Annotated in this window: 22 protein-coding genes; 10 read left to right on the top strand and 12 right to left on the bottom strand. The window is 60.9% G+C overall.

Annotated elements, in window-relative coordinates; translation table 11 throughout:
- Positions 1-164: 164 nt before the first annotated feature.
- From GTP27_RS10970 to GTP27_RS10990, 5 genes are all read left to right on the top strand, one after another.
- Entirely contained in the window at positions 165-1,181 is a 1,017-nt protein-coding gene (locus GTP27_RS10970) for a hypothetical protein (protein ID WP_229633676.1), read from the top strand.
- 1 nt (position 1,182) lies between these two features.
- A complete protein-coding gene (gene recJ / locus GTP27_RS10975; RefSeq protein WP_161039218.1) occupies positions 1,183-2,877 on the top strand; it encodes a single-stranded-DNA-specific exonuclease RecJ in 1,695 nt (564 codons plus the stop codon).
- 61 nt (positions 2,878-2,938) lie between these two features.
- On the top strand, positions 2,939-3,376 hold the full coding sequence (locus GTP27_RS10980) for an antitoxin Xre-like helix-turn-helix domain-containing protein (RefSeq protein WP_161039219.1): 438 nt from the start codon (positions 2,939-2,941) through the stop codon (positions 3,374-3,376).
- A gap of 15 nt (positions 3,377-3,391) precedes the next feature.
- Positions 3,392-4,066, top strand: coding sequence for an RES family NAD+ phosphorylase (locus tag GTP27_RS10985; RefSeq protein WP_202416709.1), 675 nt, complete (start codon positions 3,392-3,394; stop codon positions 4,064-4,066).
- Positions 4,067-4,081: 15 nt separating this feature from the next.
- Positions 4,082-4,411, top strand: coding sequence for a DUF2288 domain-containing protein (locus tag GTP27_RS10990; RefSeq protein ID WP_161039221.1), 330 nt, complete (start codon positions 4,082-4,084; stop codon positions 4,409-4,411).
- Here the strand turns inward: GTP27_RS10990 and GTP27_RS10995 are convergent.
- From GTP27_RS10995 to GTP27_RS11035, 9 genes are all read right to left on the bottom strand, one after another.
- The gene (locus GTP27_RS10995; protein WP_161039222.1) at positions 4,408-5,775 is read right to left on the bottom strand and encodes an 8-oxoguanine deaminase; all 1,368 of its coding nucleotides are present in this window, start codon (positions 5,773-5,775) and stop codon (positions 4,408-4,410) included. The genes GTP27_RS10990 and GTP27_RS10995 overlap by 4 nt on opposite strands.
- Positions 5,772-7,865, bottom strand: coding sequence for an alpha/beta hydrolase domain-containing protein (locus GTP27_RS11000; RefSeq protein ID WP_161039223.1), 2,094 nt, complete (start codon positions 7,863-7,865; stop codon positions 5,772-5,774). The genes GTP27_RS10995 and GTP27_RS11000 overlap by 4 nt, the downstream gene beginning before the upstream one ends.
- Positions 7,859-8,314 carry a YbaK/EbsC family protein gene (locus GTP27_RS11005; RefSeq protein ID WP_161039224.1) on the bottom strand — a complete coding sequence of 152 codons (456 nt, stop codon included), beginning with the start codon at positions 8,312-8,314 and terminating at the stop codon, positions 7,859-7,861. The genes GTP27_RS11000 and GTP27_RS11005 overlap by 7 nt, the downstream gene beginning before the upstream one ends.
- 4 nt (positions 8,315-8,318) lie before the next feature.
- Positions 8,319-9,041, bottom strand: a complete 723-nt coding sequence (locus GTP27_RS11010; RefSeq protein ID WP_161039225.1) for an ABC transporter ATP-binding protein — start codon at positions 9,039-9,041, stop codon at positions 8,319-8,321.
- A 21-nt stretch (positions 9,042-9,062) separates the two neighbouring features.
- A complete protein-coding gene (locus tag GTP27_RS11015; protein ID WP_161039226.1) occupies positions 9,063-11,015 on the bottom strand; it encodes a branched-chain amino acid ABC transporter ATP-binding protein/permease in 1,953 nt (650 codons plus the stop codon).
- A gap of 7 nt (positions 11,016-11,022) precedes the next feature.
- Positions 11,023-11,913: a branched-chain amino acid ABC transporter permease gene (locus GTP27_RS11020; protein WP_161036940.1), complete on the bottom strand. Its 891-nt coding sequence runs from the start codon at positions 11,911-11,913 to the stop codon at positions 11,023-11,025.
- A gap of 79 nt (positions 11,914-11,992) precedes the next feature.
- Positions 11,993-13,153 (bottom strand): ABC transporter substrate-binding protein, encoded by a 1,161-nt coding sequence (locus GTP27_RS11025; protein ID WP_161039227.1) that lies wholly within the window; start codon positions 13,151-13,153, stop codon positions 11,993-11,995.
- 229 nt (positions 13,154-13,382) lie between these two features.
- Positions 13,383-13,928: a tetratricopeptide repeat protein gene (locus GTP27_RS11030; protein WP_229633678.1), complete on the bottom strand. Its 546-nt coding sequence runs from the start codon at positions 13,926-13,928 to the stop codon at positions 13,383-13,385.
- Complete coding sequence (locus GTP27_RS11035; protein ID WP_161039228.1) at positions 13,925-15,988, bottom strand: bifunctional 2',3'-cyclic-nucleotide 2'-phosphodiesterase/3'-nucleotidase; 2,064 nt, start codon at positions 15,986-15,988, stop codon at positions 13,925-13,927. Before GTP27_RS11035 ends, GTP27_RS11030 begins: the two co-directional genes overlap by 4 nt.
- Before the next feature lie 275 nt (positions 15,989-16,263).
- Here GTP27_RS11035 and prfB point away from each other — a divergent pair.
- From prfB to lysS, 3 genes are all read left to right on the top strand, one after another.
- Positions 16,264-17,368 (top strand): peptide chain release factor 2 gene (gene prfB, locus GTP27_RS11040; RefSeq protein WP_161039229.1). Its coding sequence is split into 2 segments (ribosomal slippage): positions 16,264-16,344 and positions 16,346-17,368, totalling 1,104 coding nucleotides; the frame shifts between segments, so codons are not numbered across the junction.
- Complete coding sequence (locus GTP27_RS11045; protein ID WP_161039230.1) at positions 17,368-18,054, top strand: HAD family hydrolase; 687 nt, start codon at positions 17,368-17,370, stop codon at positions 18,052-18,054. The genes prfB and GTP27_RS11045 overlap by 1 nt, the downstream gene beginning before the upstream one ends.
- Positions 18,055-18,081: 27 nt before the next feature.
- Complete coding sequence (gene lysS, locus GTP27_RS11050) at positions 18,082-19,608, top strand: lysine--tRNA ligase (protein WP_161039231.1); 1,527 nt, start codon at positions 18,082-18,084, stop codon at positions 19,606-19,608.
- Between the two features lie 83 nt (positions 19,609-19,691).
- Here the strand turns inward: lysS and GTP27_RS11055 are convergent, their stop codons facing one another.
- Positions 19,692-20,483: an SDR family NAD(P)-dependent oxidoreductase gene (locus GTP27_RS11055; protein WP_161039232.1), complete on the bottom strand. Its 792-nt coding sequence runs from the start codon at positions 20,481-20,483 to the stop codon at positions 19,692-19,694.
- A gap of 108 nt (positions 20,484-20,591) precedes the next feature.
- Between GTP27_RS11055 and GTP27_RS11060 the strand changes: the two genes are divergently transcribed.
- Positions 20,592-21,494 (top strand): LysR family transcriptional regulator, encoded by a 903-nt coding sequence (locus GTP27_RS11060; RefSeq protein ID WP_202416688.1) that lies wholly within the window; start codon positions 20,592-20,594, stop codon positions 21,492-21,494.
- 57 nt (positions 21,495-21,551) lie between these two features.
- Here the strand turns inward: GTP27_RS11060 and ppnN are convergent, their stop codons facing one another.
- On the bottom strand, positions 21,552-22,922 hold the full coding sequence (ppnN, locus tag GTP27_RS11065; protein WP_161039233.1) for a nucleotide 5'-monophosphate nucleosidase PpnN: 1,371 nt from the start codon (positions 22,920-22,922) through the stop codon (positions 21,552-21,554).
- A gap of 257 nt (positions 22,923-23,179) precedes the next feature.
- Between ppnN and GTP27_RS11070 the strand changes: the two genes are divergently transcribed.
- A complete protein-coding gene (locus GTP27_RS11070; protein ID WP_161039234.1) occupies positions 23,180-24,679 on the top strand; it encodes a peptide MFS transporter in 1,500 nt (499 codons plus the stop codon).
- Positions 24,680-24,781: 102 nt separating this feature from the next.
- On the opposite strand, the gene glpD is transcribed toward GTP27_RS11070, so the two are convergent.
- Positions 24,782-26,317 carry a glycerol-3-phosphate dehydrogenase gene (gene glpD, locus GTP27_RS11075; RefSeq protein WP_161039235.1) on the bottom strand — a complete coding sequence of 512 codons (1,536 nt, stop codon included), beginning with the start codon at positions 26,315-26,317 and terminating at the stop codon, positions 24,782-24,784.
- Between the last annotated feature and the right edge of the window lie 60 nt (positions 26,318-26,377).

A 26,377-nucleotide genomic window follows, 5' to 3' on the forward strand; every position in this document is an offset into this window, starting at 1 on the left:
ATCAGAGACTTGCCTTTAAAACATTTGTATTGACGAGATTATAGCAAAATTTATTGCAGTGAAATGATTTTTTCTTAAGGAAAGATTCTCCGTTATAAATAATTGTTCCGTCAAGCAATATTCCACCTGATTGCGCGATAGCCTACAATGGCGACATGAACCCGATGACCGTTGTACTTCCTTTTGCTTTGCCACCTACTGAGCTTGCTGGCGACCTGATCCGCGTGCTTGAAACCCCAGCATTCGCCACGTTGTTGTCACGCCACAAACGTTTGCAGACCCGTATTGTTGATAGCGAGAGCCGGGCGCTGCCGCATGAAATCTGGCTAGCGCAGCAGACCAGTCAGCCTGGTGCCGGCATTGCGCTGGCAGCGCGGGCGATGCAGGCCTACGCGCTGGGCGCTGCAGCACAGCAGGGTTACTGGTTCATGGTCCAGCCCTGCCATTTACAGCTGGCGCGTACCCACCTGCTGCTGGCAGACCAGCGCCACCTGAACCTGAGCGAAGCAGAATCGCGCGCACTGTATGACAGCGCCCGCCCCAGCTTCGAACAGCATGGCGGCAGCCTGCTGTATGCCACGCCCCAGCTATGGTTCTGGCGCGCCGACGGCTGGGCCAGCCTTGACACGGCCACGCCCGATGCGGCGGTAACCCAGAATGTGGCGGACTGGATGCCCGAAGGCGAACATGCGCGCAGCTGCCGCCGCCTGCAGAATGAAATCCAGATGGCATGGCATGAACATCCCGTCAATCAGGCGCGCGAAGCGCGCGGCGCGGCGCTCATTAATGCCTGCTGGATCTGGGGCGGCGCCGAAGCGGCTCATGCAGCACGGGCGCCGCTCGCCATAGCGGGCGGCCCTGACTGGATGCAGGCGCTGGCCGACAGCGCATGGCGTCAGCCCGATGTACAGCAATTGCTGGCCGCCCCCCGTCCGCTGCTGCTGCCCGGTCTGATCGGCCCCGCGCAGGCGGGCGAATGGTCGCTCTGGCTGGAGCGCATGCACGCAATCGAGCAGGAATGGCTGGCGCCCCTGCTGCTCGCTTTGCGTAGCGGCCAGCTCAACCAGCTTACTCTGCTGCTCAATGACCGCGAACGCACCCTGCAAGTCGATTGCACGCGCATGGGACTACACGCTTTCTGGCGCAAATGCAATCTCGACAACTTAATCACGCAAGGCTGAAATGACCCGGATCTTCACCCGCCCCTGTCCGCTACGTGCTGCCGAAATGCTGCGTCAGGGTGGCATCCATCCGGTACTGGCGCGCTTGTACGCAGCGCGCGGCCTGAGCGATCCGCAGGAACTTTCCAGCGAACTAAGCGCCATGACACCGCCCGGCGCCCTGCTGCATATCGATGCTGCAGCGGTTTTTCTGGCCGACGCCATCGCACGCCAAGCACGCATGGTGATCGTGGCCGACTATGACTGCGACGGCGCCACCGCCTGTGCCGTGGCGCTGCGCGGATTGCGCAGCATGGGCGCCAGCATCGATTTCATCGTGCCCAACCGTTTCGAGTACGGCTACGGTCTGACGCCGGAAATCGTCGAACTGACGGCGCGGGAAAAGCAGCCCGATATCATCATCACCGTCGATAACGGCATTGCCAGCATCAGCGGGGTGGCCGAAGCCAACCGGCGCGGCATCGCCGTAGTCGTCACCGACCACCACCTGCCCGGCGATGAACTGCCGGCCGCTCAAGTGATCGTCAATCCCAACCAGCCCGGCTGCGGCTTCCCCAGCAAGCACATTGCCGGCGTCGGTGTGGTGTTTTATGTGCTGCTAGCCCTGCGCGCCGAGCTGCGCCGGCGCGGCATTTTCGACGCCCAGACCCAGCCCAAGCTCGACCATCTGCTCGATCTGGTGGCACTGGGCACGGTGGCCGACGTGGTGCGGCTCGACAGCAACAACCGCATACTGGTAGCGCAAGGCCTCAAGCGCATGCGCGCAGGCCGCATGCACGCGGGCGTTGCCGCCCTGTTCCGCGTAGCGGGCCGCAATCCGCGCAATGCCAATCCCTTCGATCTGGGCTTTGCGCTCGGTCCGCGCCTGAATGCGGCTGGCCGGCTGGAAGATATGTCGCTCGGCATCGCATGTCTGATTACCGATGACGAAACACGGGCGTGGGAACTGGCCCAACAGCTCAACGACATCAACCTCAAGCGGCGCGAGATCGAAGCCGAGATGCAGGATGCCGCCCTGCTCCACCTCGACAGCTTCGAACCGGCCAATAGCAGCACCATCTGCGTGTTCGATCCGGCATGGCATCAGGGCGTGATCGGCATTGTTGCCTCGCGTTTGAAAGAAAAGTTCTTCCGCCCCACCATCACGTTTGCACCGGGCGGCGACGGCTGGATCAAAGGTTCAGGCCGCTCCATTCCGGGCTTCCATCTGCGCGATGCGCTCGATCTGGTATCGAAGAAAGCCCCCACGCTGATCGACAAGTTCGGCGGCCACGCCATGGCGGCGGGGCTGACGCTGCGCGCCGATGCCTTCGAGGCCTTTGCTGCCGCCTTCGAGGAAGTGGGCCGTGCCTGGCTCAGCAGCCAGCAGCTGGAACGGGTGATCGAGACGGATGGTCCGCTGGAAGATGCCTTCTTCAGCACCGATTTCATCAGCCTGATGGATGGGCAGGTGTGGGGACAGGGCTTTGCGCCGCCTGTTTTCTGCGACGATTTCCGCGTGGTCAGCCAGCGCATCCTCAAGGAGCGCCACCTCAAGCTGCTGCTGGAAAAGAACGGCGCGCGCTACGATGCCATCTGGTTCGGCCACACGGATGCGCTGGGCGAACGGGCCAAAGTGGCGTTCCGGCTGGATGCCAACGAGTACAACGGCGTAACAAAAGTGCAATTGCTGGTGGAACACGCCGAGCCAGCTTGACAGGTCTACACTTGAACATCCTCCGGAAAAGGAGTATAACTAATCCAAAGACGGAGGATATATGCACCTGACTTACGCCTACCCACGCAGCCGCTTCGAACCCACCATACTGGTCGACCTGCATGCCAAGGCCGAACGGGAGCGCCTGAGCAAAGCGGCCCTGAAAGGCTTTTTCAAGCTGGTGGCAGCCTGGCGACTGCGTGACGAGGACGCCCGCGAACTGCTAGGCGGCATTTCCAACAGCGCCTACTACGAGTGGAAAAAGAAGCCGGAACGCACGCTGGAAGTTGATTGCATCACGCGCATTTCCTACCTGCTCGGCATCTACAAGGCTTTGCACATTCTGTATGGCGACCAGCTGGCCGACGAGTGGATCGGCCTGGCGAACACCAATCTGCTGTTCGGCGGCCGCACGCCGCTGGCCTATCTGCTCGCTGGCGGCCTGCCCGCCATGCAGATTGTCCGGCAACTGCTGGACGCGCGGCGCGGAGGGCTGTAAGTGCCGCTCAAGCTGATGCCGCCAATCACGCCGCTACGCCAGTTCGATACCTGCCGTCTGTTGCCCTCGCGCTTTGCCGATACCGAGGATTCGGTGCTGTCGCCGCTGGCCGAAACGGAACAGGAACTGCACGACCTGTTCGAACTCGATAATGCCACCAACGCCCGCCTGCGCGCCCAGCATGGCGGCGCACCCGGCATTACCACCGATGAACTGGTGTTCGGCGTGCCGCACTTCCGCATCATCAATGCGGCCTATACCTATGCCCGCCCCGAAGGCAGCCGTTTCAACACGGGTGAACGGGGCGCCTGGTATTGCGCCTTCGATGTGAACACGGCACTGGCCGAAGTGAGCTTCCATAAGGCCGTGGAATACGCCGAAATCAATCGCTACGACGACAGCGTGCAGTATCAGGCCATGCTGGCCGACTTTACCGCCAGCTTCCACGATCTGCGTGGTCAGGAACAGTATCGGGACTGCTTGCAAGCGGACAGCTATATCGCTTCGCAGACGCTGGCCGAGCGGCTGCTCGACGGCGGTGCGCTAGGCCTGATCTATCCTAGCGTGCGTCAGGCAGGCGGCACCAATCTGGCCTGTTTCCGCCCTGCGCTGGTGGGCAATGTTCGCAAAGGAGCCAGCTATCGGTTAACATGGCGGGGTAGTCCTGTCCCGAACGTCGAGCAACTGTGAATCACGCAACTAGCCATGCAAACCAAACCTGAAAAAGATATCGAACTGCGCAACAAGGTCAACCGCGAGACGGCGCGCCTGCCATGGACCGAGCTGCTCAAGCATTTTGCGCAGGGTAACGTGGTGTGGATAGCCGATACGCTCGATCTGGTCGATGTGGCCGTGCGCATTTCGCATGACGACAAGGCCAATATCACCCGCTGGATGGAAGCCGGACTGCTGGCCAAGGTCAATGACGAACAGGCGCAGCGCTGGCTGGAGACCAACGCCGAGCTATGGGCTTGCGTAGTCAGCCCGTTTATTCTCGTGCAGCAGCAGAAAGCCGTCGCAACCAGCGTACATTAAGCATTGCGGGCCGCCTGCGCCAGTTGCAGGGCCAGTCCGTTATGCCGTTCTATCAGTGCCGGCAGATCCAGCGTGGCCAGCTGCCCGCCGCGCACCACCACGCGGCCGTGGATGATGCTGTAGTCAACTGCGGGCGGGGTGCAGAACACCAGCGCCGCCACCGGATCATGCAGTGCGCCTGCCGTGGCGATACCATCGAGCCGGAACAGCGCCAGATCAGCCGCCATGCCCGGCTTGAGCGCACCGATATCGTCACGATTGAGCACCCGCGCACCACCCAGTGTGGCCAGTTCCAGCGCCTGCCGCGCCGTCATGGCATCCGGGCCGAAACCGACCCGCTGCAGCAGCATGGCCTGACGCGTCTCGCCCAGCATATGGCCCGCATCATTGGACGCGCTGCCATCCACCCCTAGCCCCACTGGCACGCCACGGTCCAGCATCTTGCGGATAGGCGCAATGCCCGATGCAAGGCGCATATTCGAACATGGGCAATGAGCGATACCTGTTCCGGTACGGGCAAACAGATAGATACCGTCGTCGTCTAGCTGCACACAGTGGGCGTGCCACACGTCGTGCCCTACCCAGCCGCAATCCTCGGCGTATTCGGCCGGGGTCATATTGAATTTCTCGCGGCTGTAGGCAATATCATTGGCGTTCTCGGCCAGATGAGTGTGCAGCGACACACCGTAGCTACGCGCCAGCGTAGCCGCTTCCTTCATCAGATCGCGCGAAACGGAGAATGGCGAGCACGGTGCCACCACCACCCGCTGCATGGCATAGCGCTCAGCATCGTGGTAGCGCTCGATCAGGCGCTGGGTATCCTTGAGTATCGCCGCTTCGTTCTCCACCACACGATCGGGCGGCAAACCACCCTGCGACTGCCCCACGCTCATGGCCCCGCGCGCCGCATGGAAACGCATGCCGATCTCGCTGGCCGCTTCGATACTGTCATCGAGCCTGCTACCGTTCGGGTAAATGTAGAGATGGTCGCTGCTGGTGGTGCAGCCCGACAGTATCAGCTCGGCCATGGCCGTCTGGGTGGACACGCGCACCATTTCCGGCGTCAGTCCGGCCCAGACGGGATAGAGATTGGTCAGCCAGTTAAACAGTTCGCCATTCTGCGCAGCCGGAATGGCCCGCGTCAGGCTCTGGTACATATGATGGTGCGTGTTGATCAGGCCAGGCAGCACGACGTGATGACTGGCGTCGATGACTTCATCGGCCGTCTGCGGCAGTTCGGCGCTGTAGCCCACCTGCTCGATCACGTGGTCGCGGATAAACACGGCGCCATCGGCCAGTTCGCGGCGCTGCGCGTCCATCGTCACCAGCACCCGCGCATTTTTGATCAGTAGTGTTCTAGTCATGGCTGGGCAAACAGATAGTTACAAGCCTGATCGGCCGGATCACGCTGCAGAATGCGGTCATACAGGCCAAGATTGCTGGCCATGGTACGTTCCAGATCTTCCGGCAGCAGCAGGCGCGCACGGATCAGGTTTTCGGCGGCGGCACGCACGGCGGCGGCAAAATCCTCGCGGCTAGCATAGCGCTCGGCCAGACTGGGGCGCGGATCACCGGCTGCCAGCCGCTCCGCCTCGGTACGGGCGAACGGCACAAAGCTGCCGTCGAAACGCGATGTAGCCCAGCCAAAGCCGGTTTCCGCGGCGCGCAGATTCCAGCCCGTGTGGGTGCCCAGTGGCGCCTGCAGCTCCACCAGCCGCACACCGCCCATGTCGTTGCCATCACCGTCAGGCAGCGGCACCAGCGTTTCGTATTCGGCGCCCTGTTTGGGCGGCACGGTATCGGCAATGCCGAAGCGCTGGTAGCGCCAGCCGAAATTCAGCCTGGGCTCGCGCAGGTTCTGCCCGGGCGGACTGATGCCCACGCCTTTCGGGAACACGGCGCGATAATCGGCCACACTGGTCAGCGTATGGTCGTTCAGGCCGGGATAGGCACTGGCAGGCGGCGCCTTGTCCTGACTGGTCCATTCATCCAGCGCCAGCACCAGTGCACGCATGGTGGTGTAATGGTCGGCGGTGGAAACGCAGGCAGTGAACGGCGCGCGGGTGCGCGAGCGGCCCACATAGTGCTGCGCTCCCATCAGGCCATGCAGGCGCACATTCTCCGGTGGTGCGACATCCTGCACACCGTCGGGCGTGGTGGCGATCAGCGAAGCGCCACGGTTCCAGAACTCGGTCGAAGTATTGGCGATGAACAGCTTGGGCAGACGTCCCTGCCGGTCGCGCGCATTGTCCAAAGTGGAGGCCGTTTTGCCGGTCACAGGGTCGCGCGTAGGCGCTGCCGTGAACGGGAAGGCATCGGCCGGATAGTCGTGCTCTTCCAGCATGGACGGATGGCGCGTGGGCTGGACAAAACGGCTGTTGAAGCCAGCGGAGCCACCGGCACCGGGTACATGCAGATAAGCGCCGTCGAATACCAGCTTGCCCGCTTCGTCCACATTCAGGCCGTCATGCAGCATCCGTCCGATCAGGCGGCCCGACTGGCTGATGCCGAACATCAGGATATTCTTGGGAACCGGCCCACCCTCCAGCGGATGATCGCGCAGATACGACAGCAGGTCGCGTATGCCCGCCATACCGGCACCGGCCACATAGGGGTCACGCGCTACATAAGTCAGCTCGTAGATCACGCCGGGCTGGAAACCGCCTTCCAGCCGTATGCGACCGGGCCCGCCCGCCTGCGCGGGTTCGACGAACTGCCAGCTGCTGCGCGGGATGGGCCGGCGCGGCTCTTCCGGCCGCAGGCGCTTAGTGAGCTGGGCATGAGGGTCGTTGCTGGTGGCCGGCTCGTAGGTCAGGCCGCGCATGCCCGCATAGGTGGCGATATCGCTCACGGCATTGACGGTAAATTCATTATTCACCCTGCCCCGCAGGCCTTTCAGCACGGGCGGAGTAAAGATTAGCGGACGCGCAGCAGGTGCACCCGGCGCCACATCCCACGTCCATGCCGAAAACAGCAGACTGAAGCCGTGACGCATCAGGAAACCATCGCCCGCATCTGCCAGCGTGGTGGGATCGTTATTGGCCGGACTGCGGCCATTGATTTGGCCCAGCATGGCTATGCCGCCACGGTTATTGACGTCGTATATCAGCGTTGTAGGCTTGCCGTGCACGGGACGCAGCAGCACAAATTCGCTGGAAAACAGCACGCGGCCATTTTCATCGCGCGGCGCGCGTACCAGATCGACTATGCTGGCATTGGCGCGCTCACGCGGATCCAGCGCGAAATAGGCCACGCCGCGGATTTTTTCATAGGCGCCCGCCTCGGCGAAACTGGCTCCGGCGGCGAACGGCACGCGTTCACGGATTTCGATACGCTCCACTGCCGCCTGCGCACAGCTCAGTGCGCCGCCCAGCAGCCCCAGAGTCGCTGCCGTGCTGGCGGCAGAGCGGGCAGTAGCCGCAATGGCGCCAGCCAGCCGGGTGAACTTCAGCATACGTCCACCCACTGGCCTGCGGTTACGCTGGCAATCAGGGCAGGCGTAATGCGGATGGCACTATTGATGGAACCCGCCGCTGGCAGCACTTCGTCGTAGTTGTTGAGCGACTGGTCGAGATAGACGGGAATGTCCTGCGCCAGCCCGAACGGGCAGACGCCGCCCACCGGATGACCGGTGATATCGGCCACTTCGTCCGGCGCCAGCATCTTGCCCTTGCCGAAAGCATCCTTGAATTTGCGGTTATCGATACGTGCCACACCGCTGGCCACCAGCAGTATGATTTTCCCCTCCCCCAGCCGGAAGGCCAGCGTTTTGGCTATCCTGCCCGGCTCCACGCCATGCGCTTCGGCTGCCAGCGCCACGGTGGCAGTACTCACGTCCAGTTCGATGATGGGCATCTGCATGTCGCGGGCGACGAAAAAATCACGTACCGATTGCAAACTCATATAGCTAGTGTCCTCCTCCCAGGTAGGCCGCAATCACCTTGGGATCTGTTTTCAGGCTCTCCGCCGGGCCGTGGACGGAAATACTGCCATTCTCCAGTACATAGCCATAATCGGCAACGTTTAGTGCAGCAGCGGCAAACTGCTCCACCAGCAGCATGGTCACGCCTTCCGACTTGAGGCGCTGGATGATGCGGAACACTTCTTCCACCAGTATCGGCGCCAGTCCCATGGAAGGTTCATCGAGCAGAATCACTTCGGGATTAAGCATCACGGCACGCGCCATGGCCAGCATCTGCTGTTCGCCACCGGACAGCGTACCAGCCAGCTGGGTCTGGCGCTCCTTCAGGCGCGGGAACAGTTCCAGCGCCTTGTCCAGATCGTGCTTAATATCGCCTTTGGGGCGGGCCCGGGTAAAGCGGGGGAAGGCACCCAGCAGCAGATTGTCCAGCACCGTCATCGAGGCGAACACGCGCCGGCCTTCCGGCGAATGGGCCAGCCCGGCGCGGGCGATCCGGTGCGAATCAACGCCGGTAATATCCTTGCCGTCCAGCGTCACCTTGCCGCCCTTAGGCTTGAGCATGCCGGAAATGGCGCGCATGGTGGTGGTCTTGCCGGCACCATTCGAGCCGATCAGCGTTACCAGCTTGCCTTTGGGGACTTCCAGCGAAATACCGTGCAGGACTTCGACCTTGCCGTATGCGGCCTGTAGATTGGAAATTGAAAGCATGGGCTATCCTTATCTGTCTATTCAGTGCGCTGCAGGCGCTTTGGCGGTACCGCCATGTTCTTCGCCGCTGCCGCCGAGGTAGGCCTCGATCACCTTGGGATCATTCTGTACCGCGTTAGGCACGCCCTCCGCAATCTTCTGGCCGAAGTCCAGCACCGTCACTGTATCGGACAGCGCCATCACCACGTCCATGTGGTGCTCGATCAGGATGATGGTGATGCCGTGGTCGCGGATCTTGCGGATGATCGCCATCAGCTCCTTGATGTCGGGCGCGGTCAGACCGGCAGCCGGTTCATCGAGCAGCAGCAAACGGGGACTCAGGCCCAGCGCACGGCCTATTTCCAGCAGCCGCTGCTTACCATACGGCAGATTGCGCGCTTCCTCATTGGCCATGGCCGACAGGCCGACAAATTCGAGTATGCTGGCAGCCCGTTCGCGCGCAGCCTTTTCCTCTGCCTTGTAGCGCGGCGTCTGCAGCATCACATCGAGCACATTCGACTTGAAGGTGTTGTGCAGGCCCACCAGCACGTTTTCGGTGGCCGTCATCTCGCCAAATAGCTGCACGTTCTGGAAAGTGCGCGCCACTCCGCCCAACGCAATCTCGGATGGCGTGCGGCCCGATATCACGGCACCGGCAAAGCTGACCTTACCGTTGGTGGGCTTGTAGATCCCCGTCAGCACATTCATCATGGTGCTCTTGCCGGAACCGTTAGGCCCGATCAGACCGTGCACCGAACCCTGGATCACGTTCAGGTTGACCTGATTCAGTGCTTTCAGACCGCCGAACTGCATCAGGATCTGATCGACCTGCAGCAGCGTACTGCCAGCCTTGCCGCCCTGAGCGCGGTCGAACGGTGCCACGCCGCTGGCAGCGACACTCTGCGCATGCTGGGCGCCGCGTCCCATCAGGTTCTGCAGGAAGCCCACGATACCGTCCTGCAGGTAGTACACCACGAACAGCGTCATCAGACCGAAGATGGTCAGGCGCCAGTCGACTATGTTCTCCAGCTTGAACGAGGTCGCTGCCATGCCGATGGTGGCGACCAGCGGTACCAGAACGCCGCGCACCGTGCTGCGCTTCTTCGCCAGCATCAGAGCCGAGCCGATCACACCGAGTACGGCGGCGGCGACCGCAATCTGGCGGAACAGTTCTATATCGGCCAGCAAGCTAGGCAGCATCACCACGATCAGCGCGCCTATCAGTGCACCGGAACGGGTTTTGCGCCCGCCCATGATCACCGCCAGCAGGAACAGGATGGTCAGTTCGAAGTTATAGGTATTGGGCGAGATGTACTCTTCCGAATAGGCATACAGGCTGCCTGCCAGACCGGCAAAGCCGGCGCTGATGATGAAGGCATACACCTTGTAGCGGTACACCGAAACGCCCATACAGTCGGACGCAATCGGACTATCGCGCAGCGCCTCGAACGCACGGCCCAGATTCGATTTGAGCACGCGGTGCACCACTACCAGCGCCAGCACCATCAGCACGGCCACCATATAGTAGTAGCCAACTTCGCTCAGCTTCTGGCCCAGTATCACCGGTTTGGCGATCTTGATGCCCATCGGTCCTTCGGTCAGGAAGGTCATCTCGTTGATCAGGATCTGGATGATGGTACCGAAGGCCAGCGTCACCATGGCCAGATACGGCCCCGTTACACGCAAGGCAGGCAAGGCGAGAATCGCCCCGAACACGGCCGCACTGGCTATACTGGCCGGCAGCGCCACCCAGAACGGCGCGCCCAGCTTGAACACCAGCACACCGGTGGCATACGAACCGATGCCGAACAGGCCAGCATGGCCCAGCGACACCTGCCCCGTATAGCCGACCACGATATCGAGACCGAACAAGAGTATCGCGTAGATCAGAATAGTCTCGAATAGATGGATATAGTAGGGATTAGGAATCAGCACCGGATACAGTGCCAGTACCGCCAGCCCGAGGACACTTGCTGCAAGTAGCTTCTTGTTCATGGATACCTCAGACTTTTTTGATGGCGGCTTTGCCGAACAGGCCGGACGGTTTTACCGCCAGCACCAGCAACAGCAGCAGCAAGCCCGGCACTTCCTTGTAGCCGGTCGAGATGTAGTAGCCGGTCATGGTCTCGGCGATGCCCAGTATCAGGCCACCGACTATCGCACCTACGCCCGAAGTCAGGCCGCCGATAATCGCCACGGCAAACGCCTTCAGCCCCAGCGAGGCGCCCATGGTGGCGCCGGTCAGCGTCAATGGCGCCACCAGCACGCCGGCAAAAGCGGCCGTGGCCGAGGACAGCGCATACGAGAAGGTAATCACCATGCCCGTGTTAATGCCCATCAGGCCGGCGGCGTCGCGGTCGTTGGCCGTTGCCACCACCGCTTTGCCGTAGATGGATTTGCGGTTGAACAGTTCGACCGCAGCCATGATGGCCAGCGCGCCCACGATCACGGCGATCTGCATGGGCTGCACGTTGGCGCCGAGGATTTCTATCGGTGCGGAACTGAGCGGCATGGGGAAAGTCAGGTCATCCTTGCCCCAGATATTCTCGGCCACATTCTTGAAGATGATGGCCAGCGCAATGGTGGACATGATCCAGCCGAATTCCGATTTGATCTTGATGGCGGGCCGTACGCCTATCCATTCCACGAACATGCCCTGCAGGCCGCCGAACACGATCACCAGCGGGATCATCAGCAGATAGCTCATGTAGGGGCCGCCGTGGATATTCCCCACCAGACTGAGGCCGACCAGCGCGCCCAGCATCAGCGATTCGCCCTGACCGAAATTAAGTGTGCCCGATGTGGCAAAGGTTAGCTGGTAGCCGAATGCGATGACGGCATAGATCATGCCGAGCGCAATGCCACTGAACGCCAGTTGCAGCAGTATTTCCATAATCACCACCGATAGTCGATCGATAAGAAAAAGGCCAGACTTGACGCATCAAGACTGGCCAGCACCAGAATCGCAGGGCTTACTTACCTGCCGCCACGACCTTGCCGTCCTTGACTTCCCCGAACACGGTGATGTCGGCCGTGATGGCTTCGTGGTTATCCTTGCTATACGGTTTGCTGTAGGTGGTGACCACGCCGTCGATCTTCTCGTTCAGGCTTTCCAGCGCGGCTTTGACTTTCGGGCCGTCGGTGGAACCAGCCTGCTTGATGGCCGCTGCCAGCAGATAGATCGAATCGTAACCCTGGGCAGCCGACACCGGCGAAGGCATACGGTCGCCCGGCGGGTGATAGGCTTTTACGTAAGCGTCGATGAAGGCCTTGCGCTTGGGCGTATTCGGGTCCTGAATAAAGGTCTGCGGCATGCGGGTACCGTTGCCGTTCTTGCCCGCGTTGTCGATAAAGTTGGCCATCGACAGCGTCCAGCTGCCGATCAGCGGCACTTTCCAGCCCAGCTTCTCCATGCCGTTGGCGATCTGCGCCAGCTCGGGGCCGATACCGTAGGTCAGCACCACTTCGGCGCCGGCCTGTTTGGCCTTCAGCAGCTGCGCCGTCATATCGACGTCTTTCAGATTGTACTTCTCGATGGCGACGGCTTTCATGCCTTTCTTGTCGAGCGCCTTCTCCAGATCTTCCCGGCCTAGCTGGCCGTAGTTGGTAGAGTCGGCCAGAATTGCCACCTTCTTGAATTTACGGTTGTCGACCGCTTCCTGCACGATCATATGCGACTGGATGCTGTCATTGGCCGAGTTACGGAAGATGTAGTTCTCCGGCTGGTCGGCAAACTGCTTGGTGATGATGGAGCCGGTGGCCACATTGTTCATCACAGGAATTTTGGCATCCTGATAAAAACGCTGCGAAGCCAGCGCCACACCGGTGTTGATGTAGCCGACGGTAGCGACGACACGCTCCTTGTTGATCAGCTCCTGCGCGATCTGCACGCCGCGTTCGTTCTTGGCTTCGTCATCGCGTTCGATCAGCTGGATCTGGCGGCCCAGCACGCCGCCTTTGGCATTGATTTCTGCGACAGCGAGTTTGACGCCGTCACGCATGGATACGCCCATGGGCGCGGAACCGCCCGTGAACGGACCGGCTACGCCGATCTTGATGGGGTCTGCCGCCATGGCGCCAGCCGAAAAACCGAGAGCAATTCCTGCAACGAGCATCTTCAACTTGAAAGTCATCTGTCATCTCCTGTTTTACAACGTTTTTATAGTGTCGATTACGCTAAAACTACGCTGGAAATACGGCTAGACCACGCCCCATCGATGACGCATTGTAGGTGGCTTATCTGGCGCGGGCAACAGATACATGTGCGGCATCGCAGCAAGCAAAAACGCCTGCTGGCAAAGGCCGCAATGTAAGTACGATGTAAGGAAAGATGCGTACCCGAACGGGACCATCAAGCGGGCACTACATGCCCGAAGTACGGCGCTCCAGTGCCCGCTGGGCAAAGCGCATCTGGGTTTCATACAGCGCTTCGTTGCGCTCGAAACCCATGGAACCGTCGCGCAGGCCTATCGCCATGGCCATGACGGCATCCGGGTATTCCAGATCCGCGGCCTTTTCTATCCAGCGCCGCGCCACCAGTTCATCGCGCTTGACGCCCTCGCCGCTCAGGTAAAGATTGGCCAGCGCGAACATCGCCGCCGGCATCTGGTGATGGGCCGCAACAGTCAGCCAGCGGGCTGCAGCTCGGGCATCGGCCGCCACGCCCATGCCGTTACGATACATCATGCCCAGATAATAGGCCGCCTGCGTATCGCCCGCCTTGGCAGCGGCGCTGAACAGGCTGAACGCTTTGGGCAGATTCACCGCCACCTCGGCACTGCCGCGCAAATACAGGCGCGCCTGATCTACCGGACCAGCATGGGCGCTGTCCATCATCAGACTCCATACCAGACCCGATAACAGCGCCGCCAGCAGGGCGCGCAGCGGTTTAGTGCATTGCTTACTCATAGTGACAGATCTATCGCATACAGTGCCAGTCCCTTGCCGCCGCCATCGTCGGCCTTGAGCTGGCTAATCCCGCGCAGGCCGGCCTCCTCGGCCAGCTCCTGCAACTGTGGCGCCGAGTGGAATACCACGGGGCCACGGGTTTTCAAAGGAGCGAAGCGCCAGCTGCGGCGCGCACCGTCGCGCACCCGGTTCAGCTGGCGCCGTTCGCGAATATAGCTGATCAGCACATCGCGGCTGGCATCGGGCGAGGCCAGCACCGTGCGGCTGCCATCGAGTGCAGGGAAAGCCCCGCCGCCGCTGGCGCGGTAGTTATTGGTCGCCAGCAGAAACTGCTGCGCCGCCGTGACAGGCAGGCCGCGATAGGTCAAGGCAGCGATGCGCTGGCCAGCTGGCTTGCTCACATCGATCTGATAGCTGACATCAGCATCCGTCAGCATGTCGAAGTTAAAGCCCGGCACAGCCGGATTGACCAGCTCCTGCGCACTGCTGCTGGCCGGATCGATGCGATTGAAGCGCTCGGCCGATTTCTCCAGCCATGCTTTCAGCTCGGCGCCATTCACCTTCACCACCTGCAGTGTATTCGGATACAGATACAGGTCAGCCACGTTGTTGAGAGCCAGCCCGCCGGCCAGCACGTCGGTGTAGTCTGCCGCGCCAGCGGCCCCCGTCTTGAACGGCGACGCCATCGACAGCACCGGCAGTCCGGCCCATGCAGGCTGGCTGGTTTCGATGTAGCGTTTCACGTAGGCCGTCTGGGCCTGATTCACGACCTGTATGGCCGAACTATCGCCTACATCGGCAAAGTAGCTACTCATGCGGAAGTCGCTCTGCCCGACTGGCGACTGGACATAGCGGATGGTGGCCTCATGCTCCGGCCCTACCAGTCGCGCCAGCGCAGCATCGGCGGGTACATAGCTGCGCTCGGGCTGGCGGGTAGCGCGCACTTCCACCGTGGTGGCATCGCGCTCGACCTGCCAGTGCTGGCCATCGTAGCGCAGGCGCAGCGCTACCACGCCCAGCTCCTTGCCCCATAAACCCGCCATCACCGCCGGCACGTCATGGACGCGACCACGCAGCTTGTCCACGCCGGGCAAATTAAAAGCAGGCAGCGCACTATTCGCCTGCGGGAAGCTCTGGTGCGCATGCCCCATCAGCAGCACATCCACACCCGGCACCTGGGCCAGATAGTAGCCCGCGTCTTCCATCCCCGCCGTGTACGGTGCGCCATCGAGCCCGCCGTGGGCCAGCGCGATCACCAGATCGGCACCTTCGGCGCGCATCTGCGGAACATAACGCAGCGCGGTCTCGCGTATGCCTTCGGCGTATACCTTGCCTTGCAGCGCGCGCTGATCCCATTGCAGCACTGCGGGCGGCGTAAAGCCGATAATGCCTATGCGCAGGGGAGCACTCACCTTGCTGCCATCCGGTCCGGTGGCACTGATCTGGCGCTGCAATATCCGGTAAGGCGCAAACAGCGGCGCGTGGGTGCGGGCGCTGTAGATATTGGCCAGCACCAGCGGGAATGCCGGTCCGCCGCAACGGGGCGCATCGGCAGCCACACCGTCCACGTCGAAGTGGCTGGCAGTGACCTGATTCAGATAGGCCAGACCATAATTGAATTCGTGATTGCCGATGCCGCCGCCATCGTAGCCAAGCTGGTTCATGGCTTGGTAGATGGCCAGCGTAGCGGAACAGGGCAGCGGCGCCACCAGCGCCTGATAATCGGCCAGCGCCGTACCCTGTATGGCATCGCCGTTATCGAGCAGGACGTTATTGGGGAACTCGCTGCGGGCACGAGCGATCAGTGTGGCCGTGCGATCCAGACCGATAGACGGATCGGCTTTGAGCTTGTAGTAGTCGTAGCCCACCAGATTGGCATGCAGGTCGGTGGTTTCCAGCACCGCCAGCGTAGCGCGGCTGCCAGCCGGCGGCGCGCCATCGCGCGGCAGACTGACGCAGGCCGTCAGGCTGGCAGCCAGCAAAATAGGCAACAGTGCTAAGCGGCAGGCCTGCCATGGTTGAGGGCAGGCGGCAGCGGCGCGAGGCAACGCTAGACGCATGGATAAGCGGTTTCCAGAAATGTAATTGTTTTTGACAACGACACACTGCGCAGAATCATACGCAGTCAGCCTGCAGGCCACAAGCATGATCTACCCCGGATGCGGCCCCGAAGGCGAGATATTACCTGTTTTGTGGCATAAATGGCAGCATTTCCCACTTAACCACCCCGTAAAGACTGCCGCCAGCCCGCAAAACATGGCCAGATAGCTACAAGAGCATGGCCAGCCTAGGGTATAATCTAAGGTTTGATTTCAGCCTGAGAAAAGAAGAAAACATGGAAGCCGAACGCATCAACTCCCTCTCCGCCCTGCTCGCCGATCTGACCACGCGCGAAGCCGAACTTCGGAGGTATCTTTGACTTCGATAAGAAGTCGGAGAAACTCGAACAGGTAAACGAAGAACTGGAAGACCCTACGGTCTGGAACGAGCCGAAGAAAGCTCAGGATCTGGGCAAGGAAAAGAAATCGCTGGAAGCAGTGGTCTTCACCCTGACCAAGGCCAAGACCGACCTGCAGGACATGGGCGATCTGTTCGCCATGGCCAAGGAAGAAGGCGATGACGACACGCTGGAAGCGCTGATCGTCGACGCGGAAGAAGTCCGCAAAGTCATCGAAGGCATGGAATTCCGCCGGATGTTCAACAATCCTATGGACCCGAACAACTGCTTCATCGACATTCAGGCCGGTGCAGGCGGTACCGAAGCGCAGGACTGGGCCTCGATGCTGCTGCGCCAGTACCTGCGCTATGCCGAACGCAAAGGCTTCAAGGTCGAAGTCATGGAACAGTCGGATGGCGAGGTAGCCGGCATCAAGACCGCCACCATCAAGGTCGAAGGCGACTACGCCTATGGCTTCCTGCGCACGGAAACCGGCGTGCACCGTCTGGTGCGCAAATCGCCATTCGATTCGTCCAACGGCCGCCACACTTCGTTCACCTCGCTGTTCGTCTATCCGGAAGTGGATGACTCGATCGATATCGAAGTCAATCCGGCCGATCTGCGCATCGACACCTATCGCGCGTCCGGCGCCGGTGGTCAGCACATTAACAAAACCGACTCCGCCGTGCGTCTGACCCACGGCCCGACGGGCATCGTGGTGCAGTGCCAGAATGACCGTTCGCAGCACCGCAACAAGGCCGAAGCGATGGAAATGCTGAAGGCTAAACTGTACGAACTGGAACTGCGCAAGCGCATGAGCGAGCAGCAGAAGCTGGAAGACTCCAAGACCGACGTGGGCTGGGGCCACCAGATCCGTTCCTATGTGCTGGACCAGTCGCGCATCAAGGATCTGCGCACCAACTACGAAACCGGCAACACCAAGGGCGTACTGGACGGCGATCTGGACGAATTCATTTCCGCTTCGCTGAAACAGGGCGTCTAATGCACAGCACTCCGGCACGCGCCTTCATCTTCGATATGGATGGCACCCTGGTCGACAACATGGCCTACCACATGCAGTCGTGGCTGGCCTTCATGGAGCGTCAGGGGCTCAGTCCCGAACCGGATGCCTTCTTCCGCGCCACCGCGGGACGCACCAGTCACGAGATTCTGGCCGCCTATCTGGGCGACCAGCTGACCCCCAGCGACTACGCCCGCTTCGATCAGGAAAAGGAATCGCTGTACCGCGAACTGTATGCCCCCCATCTGGCGCCGGCCGGCGGGCTGGAAGCGTTTATGGCGAGTGCCAAGCGAGCCGGTGTACGCATGGCTGTCGCCACGGCTGCACCCAAGGATAATATCGACTTCACGCTGGACGGACTCGATCTGCGCGCCGAATTTACCGCCATTGCCGGCGCTGCCGATGTGGCACGCGGCAAGCCGCACCCCGATGTATTCCTGCTGGCGGCAGAACGCAGCAGCGCCCAGCCCGAGCACTGTATCGTGTTCGAAGATGCGCCGCTGGGCGTGGAAGCAGCGCGCCGCGCCGGCATGCGCGCCGTGGTGCTGACCACCACCCTGCCGGCGGAAGCGTTTGCCGGTTTCGATAACATCATTGCCATGGCGCGCGATTTCAGCGAACTCGATGTCGAATCGCTGTTTGCCAGCACTGCCGCCATGTCCAACTAACTATTCAACTCAACAGAAGAAATGACCATGACTACGGATCATCACGAACACCCAGCGCTAGACGAAAACAAGATCATCGCCGAGCGCCGCGCCAAGCTGGCCGCCATCCGCGAACAGGGCGTAGCCTTCCCGAACGACTTCAAACCGGAGCACAAGGCCGCCGATCTGCACATCCAGTATGGCGACAAGACCCGTGAAGAGCTGGAAGCCAATCCCGTCAACGTGGTGCTGGCAGGCCGTATGATGCTCAAGCGCGAAGCCGGTAAAAAAGCCGCTTTCGCCACCCTGCAGGATTCCTCGGGCGCGCGCGCCGATGGCCGCATCCAGATCTACGTTACGCTGGACCTGACCGGCGAAGCCGCCATGGCTGCCCTGCACCACTACGATCTGGGCGATATCCTGGGCGTCACCGGCACCCTGTTCAAGACCAAAACCGACGAACTGACCATCAAGGTCAGCACGCTGCGCCTGATTACCAAGTCGCTGCGTCCGCTGCCGGACAAATTCCACGGCCTGGCCGATCAGGAAACCAAATACCGCCAGCGCTATGTTGACCTGATCATGAACGAAGAGACGCGCCGCACCTTCAAGGCCCGTACTGCTGCCATCTCGTCGATGCGCCGTTTCATGGAAAAGAACGCCTTCATGGAAGTGGAAACGCCGATGCTGCACACCATACCCGGTGGCGCTGCGGCCAAACCATTCATCACCCACCACAATGCGCTGGACATGCAGATGTTCCTGCGTATCGCGCCCGAACTGTACCTGAAACGTCTGGTCGTGGGCGGCTTCGACCGCGTGTTCGAGATCAACCGTAACTTCCGTAACGAAGGCGTGTCGATCCGTCACAATCCTGAATTCACCATGATGGAATTCTACGCGGCCTATACCGACTACAAGTGGATCATGGACTTCACGGAAGAAATCATCCGTCAGGCCGCCATCGATGCGCACGGCACCGCCACCCTGACCTACGGCGGCCGCGAGCTGGATCTGGCCAAGCCATTCCACCGCCTGACCATCGTCGAAGCTATCAACAAGTACGCGCCGGGCTACACCGCGGAACAGCTGACCGACATGGCATTCCTGACCAAGGAGCTGGCCAAGTTCGGCGTCAAGCCGTTCGCCACTTCGGGTCTGGGTGCGCTGCAACTGGCCCTGTTCGAAGAAACCGCCGAAGCCCAGCTGTGGGAACCGACCTTCATCATCGACTATCCGGCCGAAGTGTCGCCGCTGGCACGTGCCTCGGATACGCAAGCGGGTATTACCGAGCGCTTCGAACTGTTCATGGTAGGCCGCGAAATCGCCAACGGCTTCTCCGAGCTCAATGACGCAGAAGACCAGTCGGCCCGCTTCCTGGCACAGGTAGCCGCCAAGGATGCCGGTGACGAAGAAGCCATGTTCTACGACGCCGACTACATCCGCGCACTGGAATACGGCATGCCGCCAGCCGGTGGCTGCGGTATCGGTATCGACCGTCTGATGATGATCATCACCGATTCGCCTAACATCCGCGACGTGCTGCTGTTCCCGCACCTGCGCCGCGAAGAGTAAGCGCTGTGGATAGCTGCTGACAGCTATCGATAGCATAAGGCCCGCAAACTGCGGGCCTTTTTTATACCTCGGTGCAGAACAGCTTATACCAGCATGCCGCCCGAAGCTTCGATGCGCTGCGCGTTGATCCAGCCGCTGCGCTGGTCCAGCAGACTGGCCACCGCACCGCCGATATCGTCCGCCTCACCCACCCGGCCCAGCGCCGTGGCCGCCGCCACATGGGCATTGATCTGCGGGTTATCGCGCACCACGCCGCCGCCGAAATCGGTCGCTATCGCGCCCGGCGCTAGCGTGTTGACGCGGATGCCGCGCCCGCCCAGTTCCTTGGCCAGATAACGGGTCAGCACTTCCACGCCGCCCTTCATGATCGCGTACACGGCCTTGCCGGGGAAGGAGAACCGTGCCAGCCCGCTGGAGACGTTCAGTATCTGGCCACCATCGGCCAGCAGCGGCAGCAGCGACTGGGTCAGGAAGAACACCCCTTTCAGGTGCACGTTCATCATCTCGTCGAACTGCTGCTCAGTGGTGTCGGCAAACGACACATCGGCGCCGTTACCAGCATTATTGACCAGCGCATCAAACTGCGTCCGACCAAATTCACTCGCCAGAACGGCAGCGAAACGGCTGCGGAAATCGGCAAAGCCAGCCACCTCGCCACTGTCGAGCGCCAGTGCCGCGCCTTTGCGGCCCAGCGCGCGTACTTCGGCCAGCGTGGCCTCGGCCGCGTCGGCGCGCTCCTTGTAGGTGATGACGACATCCCAGCCGGCGCGGGCCAGATGAATCGCGGCGGAGCGGCCCAGGCCGCGGCTACCGCCCGTGATCAGTGCCAGACGGCCTTGGCTTGCCTGGGTATTGCTGCTTGCTGCATTGCTCATATCAGACTCCTATCTTGTTGCTGCTCGCCCAGTGGAACAGCTCGAATAGAGTGTAAATCCGTATAATGAATGGATAAACTAGGCAAATCCGACATCACTATTCAAAAAATGAAACCAATCCAGACAGAAGACCTGCGTATTTTTAGCTGGGTGGCCCGCCTTGGCAGCTTTAGCCGCACCGCCGACCAGCTCCAGCTGCCGCGCGCCACCATCTCCAACGCCGTCCAGCGGCTGGAAGAGCAGCTTGGCGCGCGCCTGCTGCAACGGACCACACGGCGCGTACAGATCACGCGCGAAGGCAGCGACCTGCTGGAACGCTGCGACCGTTTGCTGGATGAGCTCGACGAGATCAGCGCCCTGTTCCGCCAGGGCGACCAGCTGACAGGCCGCATCCGCGCCGATATGCCGCTAGGCTTGGCGGCGCAGGTCAGCGCCCATCTGGCCGGATTTCTGGCCGCCCATCCGCGCCTGCAGGTAGACCTGTTCAGCACCGACCGCCGCGTGGACCTGCTCGGCGAAGGCTTCGATCTGGTCGTGCGGGTGGGCGCAGTAGTGGATCAGTCGCTGGTGGCGCGACCGCTGCCAGCGCTGGAATTGCTGAACGTGGCCAGCCCCGCCTATCTGGCGCGCTATGGCAGGCCGGCGGCACTGGACGATCTGGCGCAGCACTGGCTGGTCAACTACCAGCCCAATCCCGCCAGCCAGCCATCGGGCTTCGAATATTTTGATACGGGCAGCAATCAGACGCGCTACCTCGCCATGGGCCACAAGGTCAGCGTCAACAACAGTCTGGCGTACAGCGCGGCCTGCCGTGGCGGGCTGGGCATCGCCCAGTTGCCGCAATCGGCAGCGCAGGCCGACATCCAGGCCGGCACGCTGGTCGAGCTGCTGCCCGATTATCGGCCTGCCCCCATGCCCAGTCATATCCTGTTCCCGCACCGGCGCAATATCCCCAAGCGCGTGCGCGTGTTTGCCGACTGGCTGGCGGAAATGGTACAGACCATGCGATAAACCCCGCCTGCTGGCTGGCAGCAGGCGGGGTTTCGCTGAACTACGACGCGATCAGGCTTACTGGATCACACGGTAGCAAGGCGTGTAGTGTTTACCGGCCAGTTTCATGCGATGCTGGGCGACGAACGAGGCCAGCAGCGCATCCATAGGCCCCATGATTTCCTTGTCGCCGTGGATTTCGAACAGGCCGTGCTGCTCCACCGCGCGGATGCCCTCATCCTTCACATTGCCCGCCACCACACCGGAGAAGGCGCGGCGCAGATTGGCCGCCAGCAAGTGCACCGGCTGCTGCTTGTGCAGACTCAGTTTGCGCATATTTTCGTGGGTAGGCGCAAACGGACGCTGGAACTCGTGATCGATTTTCAGCCCCCAGTTGAAGTAATAGGCATCGCTGCGCGACTTGCGGTATTCGCGCACTTCCTTGATCCCGTTCTGCATTTCGCGCGCCACCAGTTCCGGATCATCGATGATGATCTTGTAGCGCTGCTGCGCCTCGGGGCCCAGCGTGTCGTGGATGAACTGGTTAATCTGCACGAAGTACTCGCGCGAGGTTTCCGGACCTGTGAAAATCAGCGGGAACGGAATCCCTGCATTATCCGGATGCAGCAGGATGCCCAGGATGTACAGTATCTCTTCTGCCGTACCGGCGCCGCCGGGGAATACCACGATGCCATGGCCTGTGCGCACAAACGCTTCCAATCGCTTCTCGATATCGGGCATGATCACCAGTTCGTTGACGATGGGATTAGGCGATTCCGCCGCAATGATGCCCGGCTCGGTAATGCCCAGATAACGGCCAGTGGTAAAACGCTGCTTGGCGTGGCCGATAGTCGCGCCCTTCATCGGGCCTTTCATGGCGCCCGGGCCGCAGCCAGTGCAGATGTCCAGATCGCGCAGGCCCATCTGGTAGCCCACTTCCTTGGAATAGGTGTATTCGGCGCGGTTGATCGAGTGGCCGCCCCAGCACACCACCAGCTTGGGGTTGAGCATAGGCTTGAGCACATCGGCATTGCGCAGAATATGGAAGACGGCGTCGGTAATGCCTTCCGTGCTTTCGACGTCGAATTTAGGGTTATCGCTAATCTCGCTGCTGACAAACACGATATCGCGCAGCACGGCAAACAGGTGCTCGTGTATGCCCTTGATCATTTTTCCGTCCACAAAAGCGATGCCGGGCGCGCCTTTGATATCGAGCTTGATGCCGCGTTCGCGCTGCAGAATGCTGATATCGAACGACTCGTAGCGTTCCAGCAGTTCCTTGCCATCGTCGATGGTGCTGCCGCAGTTGAGCACGGCCAGCGAGCAGCGGCGCAGAGTGTTATACAGGCCGCCCTGGCTGGTATCGAGCAGTTTGGCCACTTCCGCCTTGGACAGCACTTCCAGATGTCCTTCCGGCGAAATCAGGGTATCGACAACGTCATGTTCCATGATGCGTAAATCCTTATTCAATTTCGATGCACGGCACTATGTACCGCGCCCTCAATATACGACAAACGGCTGCTCCGTGGGAGCCGGAATGTGTATATCTGCCATGCTTAATTTAATAGCACAAATGCCACAACCTTGAGAAGCGAGCATCAAATTGTTCGTGGACTGCGATTTGTAGATTAAAATGGCGCCCAATTTGTCTCCCCACAAGGGAGTCCGAGAGACTTTTTTCGATCATAAAAAATAGGAGAAGCCGCATGAGCGGTGCGACCACCATCAATACGGAAGCGAAGATTCCCGAGTTCAAACAGATCATGGGCCACCCCGCCCCGCTCTGGATGCTGTTCATGACCGAGTTCTGGGAGCGTTTTGCCTTCTACGGCATACGCTGGGCCCTGGTGCTCTACGTTGTGGCCCAGTTCTACAGTGGCGACCCAACCGGCGAATCTGCCGCCAATCTGGTGTACGGCTCCTATCTGGCACTGGTCTATGCTGCTGCGCTGTTCGGCGGCTACGTAGCAGACCGCGTGCTGGGCTATCAGCGTTCGATTCTGGTCGGCGCCTCCTTCATGGCTGCTGGCCTGTTCATGATTGCCTTCCCCGACCAGACCGTGTTCAAGTTCGGTCTGGCCACCATCATCGTCGGCAACGGCATGTTCAAGCCCAACATCTCGACCATGGTCGGCAAGCTGTATGGCACTACCGATCCGCGCCGCGATTCCGGCTTCACCATTTTCTACATGGGCATCAACTCGGGCGCGCTGGTCGCTCCTGTGCTGACCGAATGGCTGGCTTCGGCCGTCTTCGGCAACCACGGCATGCCTGCCTATAAAGTAGTGTTCATGTCCGCTGGCGTCGGCATGCTGGTCAGCCTGGTGTGGTTCTTCATCGGCCGCGCCCAGCTCAAAGGCATAGGCGCACCGGACGAAAGCAATGCCGATCCTAAACGCATGGTGTACGTGGTACTGGGCTCGCTGTGCGTGATTCCGGTGGTGTACTTCCTGCTGGCCGCTGGCGCCAACAACCTGCAGATCGTGCTGTCCGGCCTGTTCATTCTGCTGTCCGTGATGCTGCTGGTGGAAGGCATCCGCAACGGCAAGGTAGCGCGCGACAAAGTGATCGCCATGCTGCTGATCTTCTTCTTCAACATCATGTTCTGGATGTTCTTCGAACAGGCCGGCAGCTCGTTCACCTTCCTGGCCGATAAGATCGTTGACCGCGTGATGTTCAACTGGACCTTCCCGGTAGCCTGGTTCCAGACCGTGAACTCGCTGGCCATCATCACCTGCGCACCGATTATCGCGTTTATCTGGGTAGCCATGCGCAACGCCAATCCTTCGATCCCGCGTAAATTCGGTATCGGCCTGCTGTTCAACGGCGCCGCTTTCGGTCTGCTGATGTATGCGCTGTCGATGCTGGTCAATATCGATAACAAGATCCCGTTCTGGACCCTGTTCATGGTCTACGTGCTGCAATCGATCGGTGAGCTGTGCCTGTCGCCTATCGGCCTGTCAATGGTCACCAAGCTGGCACCTACCCGTCTGGTTGGTCTGGGCATGGGCGGCTGGTTCCTCTCCACCGGTATCGGCAACAACCTGTCCGGCATCTTCGCCTCCGTGGTCAGCGGCGAAGCCGGCATGTCGGTCACTTCGGCACTGAGCGGCTACACCTTCGGCTTCTACTCGCTGATGGCGGGCGGCGTGCTGCTGTTCCTGATCGCACCGCTGATCCAGAAACTGATGCATGGCGTGAAATAAATCCGCAGGCGCTGCCGCTTTGGCGGCAGCGCAATAAAAACGGCGCCTGATCCGCAAGGACAGGCGCCGTTCTGTTTGGCGCGGGCGCAGACCCGCTACCGCCTATTTACACTGTACCGGATGGGCCAGCAGCCAGTCCTGCAGGCGTTGCGCCGCGTCCGTCGGCAGGTGCAGCGCCAGTTTGGAGCGGCGCCACAGAATATCCTGCGCCGTGCGGGCCCATTCATAGCGACGCAGATATTCCACTTCTACTGCGTACAGGCCCGGCAGAATTTCCTCGCCCATCTGTTCCAGCGCCGTCTTTTGCGCCAGCAGAGTGTGCGTGCGGGTGCCGTAAGCGCGCGCGTAGCGGGCCACCAGCAAAGGCGGTAGCCACGCGTACTGATTCTGTAAGCTGCGCACCCAGCCATCGAACTCCAGCACCGAACGGTTCTGCGGTCTGGCACCAAACAGGTCGCCACCGGGCAGGCAGGCATCGTGCGTCCAAGCGCCATGGCGATTGCCCAGCGCTTTGGCCACCTGATCGACGGCGTCTTCGGCCAGCTTGCGGTAGGTAGTGATTTTGCCGCCGAATACACTGAGCAGCGGCGCACCATCGGCATCCACTTCCAGCCGGTAGTCACGCGTGACAGCTTTGGCGTCGGCACCATCCTCCACCAGCGGACGTACCCCGGAATAGGTAGCCACCACATCGGCCGGCTGCACGGGACGGACAAAATACTCGCTGGCCAGCTTGCAAAGATAATCGATTTCCTCGGGACTGATCGTCACCTGATCGGCATCGCCGTGGTAATCAAGGTCGGTGGTGCCGATCAGCGTAAACTCGCGCTCATACGGAATCGCAAACACGATACGGCCATCCCGGTGCTGGAAGATATAGGCATGTTCGTGTTCGAAGATACGGCGCACGATGATATGGCTGCCTTTAATCAGGCGCAGATGGCCGCCGCCCTCTTTGGGCACCGCCGCATGCAGCACCTGCGCGGTCCACGGACCGGCGGCATTGACCACGAACCGTGCGTTCACCCGTACATCGCCACAGCCCTGCTTGTGCAGGTCGGCCTGCCAGCCGGTGCCCTGACGCTGCAGGCGGCTGCACAGGGTCTGGGTCAGGATGATGGCGCCCTTCTCTTCCGCATCCATCGCGTTAAGCACCACCAGCCGGGCATCGTCCACCCAGCCATCGGAATAGATGTAACCGCAACGGAATTCGGCTTTCAGCGGCTGGCCGGCCGGATGGCAGCGCAGATTGATGGCCGAGGATGCCGGCAGCAGCTCGCGCTTGGCCAGCAGATCATAGAGTTTGAGCCCTGCCCGTATCATCCAGCTAGGTCGCAGGCCTGCCGCATGGGGCATCACGAAACGCAGCGGCCACATGATGTGGGGCGCGGCGCGCAGCAGCACTTCGCGCTCGATCAGCGCCTTGCGCACCAGATTGAACTCGTAATATTCCAGGTAACGCAGCCCGCCGTGTATCAGCTTGGACGAGGCGGACGAAGTATGGGAGGCCAGATCGTCTTTTTCGCACAGCACCACCGATAGACCACGACCGGCCGCGTCGCGCGCGATGCCAACCCCATTGATGCCGCCTCCGACTATCAATAGATCGCAATCGAGAGTGTGCTGCGGTTCCGCCATGTCTTCCCCGATGATACGTTTAAGCTCGAATAGTGCTACGTTACGTCAATTCTTGCTGCC

The organism is Duganella qianjiadongensis, assembly GCF_009857915.1.
Taxonomy (GTDB): domain Bacteria; phylum Pseudomonadota; class Gammaproteobacteria; order Burkholderiales; family Burkholderiaceae_D; genus Rugamonas; species Rugamonas qianjiadongensis.

Bases quoted from the DNA above. Each gene is read 5' to 3' on its own strand.
- GTP27_RS11045 (WP_161039230.1), top strand. From the start codon at position 17,368: ATGCACAGCACTCCGGCACGCGCCTTCATCTTCGATATGGATGGCACC.
- GTP27_RS10970 (WP_229633676.1), top strand. From the start codon at position 165: ATGACCGTTGTACTTCCTTTTGCTTTGCCACCTACTGAGCTTGCTGGC.
- GTP27_RS11030 (WP_229633678.1), bottom strand. From the start codon at position 13,928: ATGAGTAAGCAATGCACTAAACCGCTGCGCGCCCTGCTGGCGGCGCTG.
- lysS (WP_161039231.1), top strand. From the start codon at position 18,082: ATGACTACGGATCATCACGAACACCCAGCGCTAGACGAAAACAAGATC.
- GTP27_RS11055 (WP_161039232.1), bottom strand. From the start codon at position 20,483: ATGAGCAATGCAGCAAGCAGCAATACCCAGGCAAGCCAAGGCCGTCTG.
- GTP27_RS11070 (WP_161039234.1), top strand. From the start codon at position 23,180: ATGAGCGGTGCGACCACCATCAATACGGAAGCGAAGATTCCCGAGTTC.
- GTP27_RS10990 (WP_161039221.1), top strand. From the start codon at position 4,082: ATGCAAACCAAACCTGAAAAAGATATCGAACTGCGCAACAAGGTCAAC.
- glpD (WP_161039235.1), bottom strand. From the start codon at position 26,317: ATGGCGGAACCGCAGCACACTCTCGATTGCGATCTATTGATAGTCGGA.
- recJ (WP_161039218.1), top strand. From the start codon at position 1,183: ATGACCCGGATCTTCACCCGCCCCTGTCCGCTACGTGCTGCCGAAATG.
- GTP27_RS10995 (WP_161039222.1), bottom strand. From the start codon at position 5,775: ATGACTAGAACACTACTGATCAAAAATGCGCGGGTGCTGGTGACGATG.
- GTP27_RS11025 (WP_161039227.1), bottom strand. From the start codon at position 13,153: ATGACTTTCAAGTTGAAGATGCTCGTTGCAGGAATTGCTCTCGGTTTT.
- GTP27_RS11035 (WP_161039228.1), bottom strand. From the start codon at position 15,988: ATGCGTCTAGCGTTGCCTCGCGCCGCTGCCGCCTGCCCTCAACCATGG.
- GTP27_RS11020 (WP_161036940.1), bottom strand. From the start codon at position 11,913: ATGGAAATACTGCTGCAACTGGCGTTCAGTGGCATTGCGCTCGGCATG.
- GTP27_RS11010 (WP_161039225.1), bottom strand. From the start codon at position 9,041: ATGCTTTCAATTTCCAATCTACAGGCCGCATACGGCAAGGTCGAAGTC.
- GTP27_RS11000 (WP_161039223.1), bottom strand. From the start codon at position 7,865: ATGCTGAAGTTCACCCGGCTGGCTGGCGCCATTGCGGCTACTGCCCGC.
- ppnN (WP_161039233.1), bottom strand. From the start codon at position 22,922: ATGGAACATGACGTTGTCGATACCCTGATTTCGCCGGAAGGACATCTG.
- GTP27_RS10985 (WP_202416709.1), top strand. From the start codon at position 3,392: ATGCCGCCAATCACGCCGCTACGCCAGTTCGATACCTGCCGTCTGTTG.
- GTP27_RS11060 (WP_202416688.1), top strand. From the start codon at position 20,592: ATGAAACCAATCCAGACAGAAGACCTGCGTATTTTTAGCTGGGTGGCC.
- GTP27_RS10980 (WP_161039219.1), top strand. From the start codon at position 2,939: ATGCACCTGACTTACGCCTACCCACGCAGCCGCTTCGAACCCACCATA.
- GTP27_RS11015 (WP_161039226.1), bottom strand. From the start codon at position 11,015: ATGAACAAGAAGCTACTTGCAGCAAGTGTCCTCGGGCTGGCGGTACTG.
- GTP27_RS11005 (WP_161039224.1), bottom strand. From the start codon at position 8,314: ATGAGTTTGCAATCGGTACGTGATTTTTTCGTCGCCCGCGACATGCAG.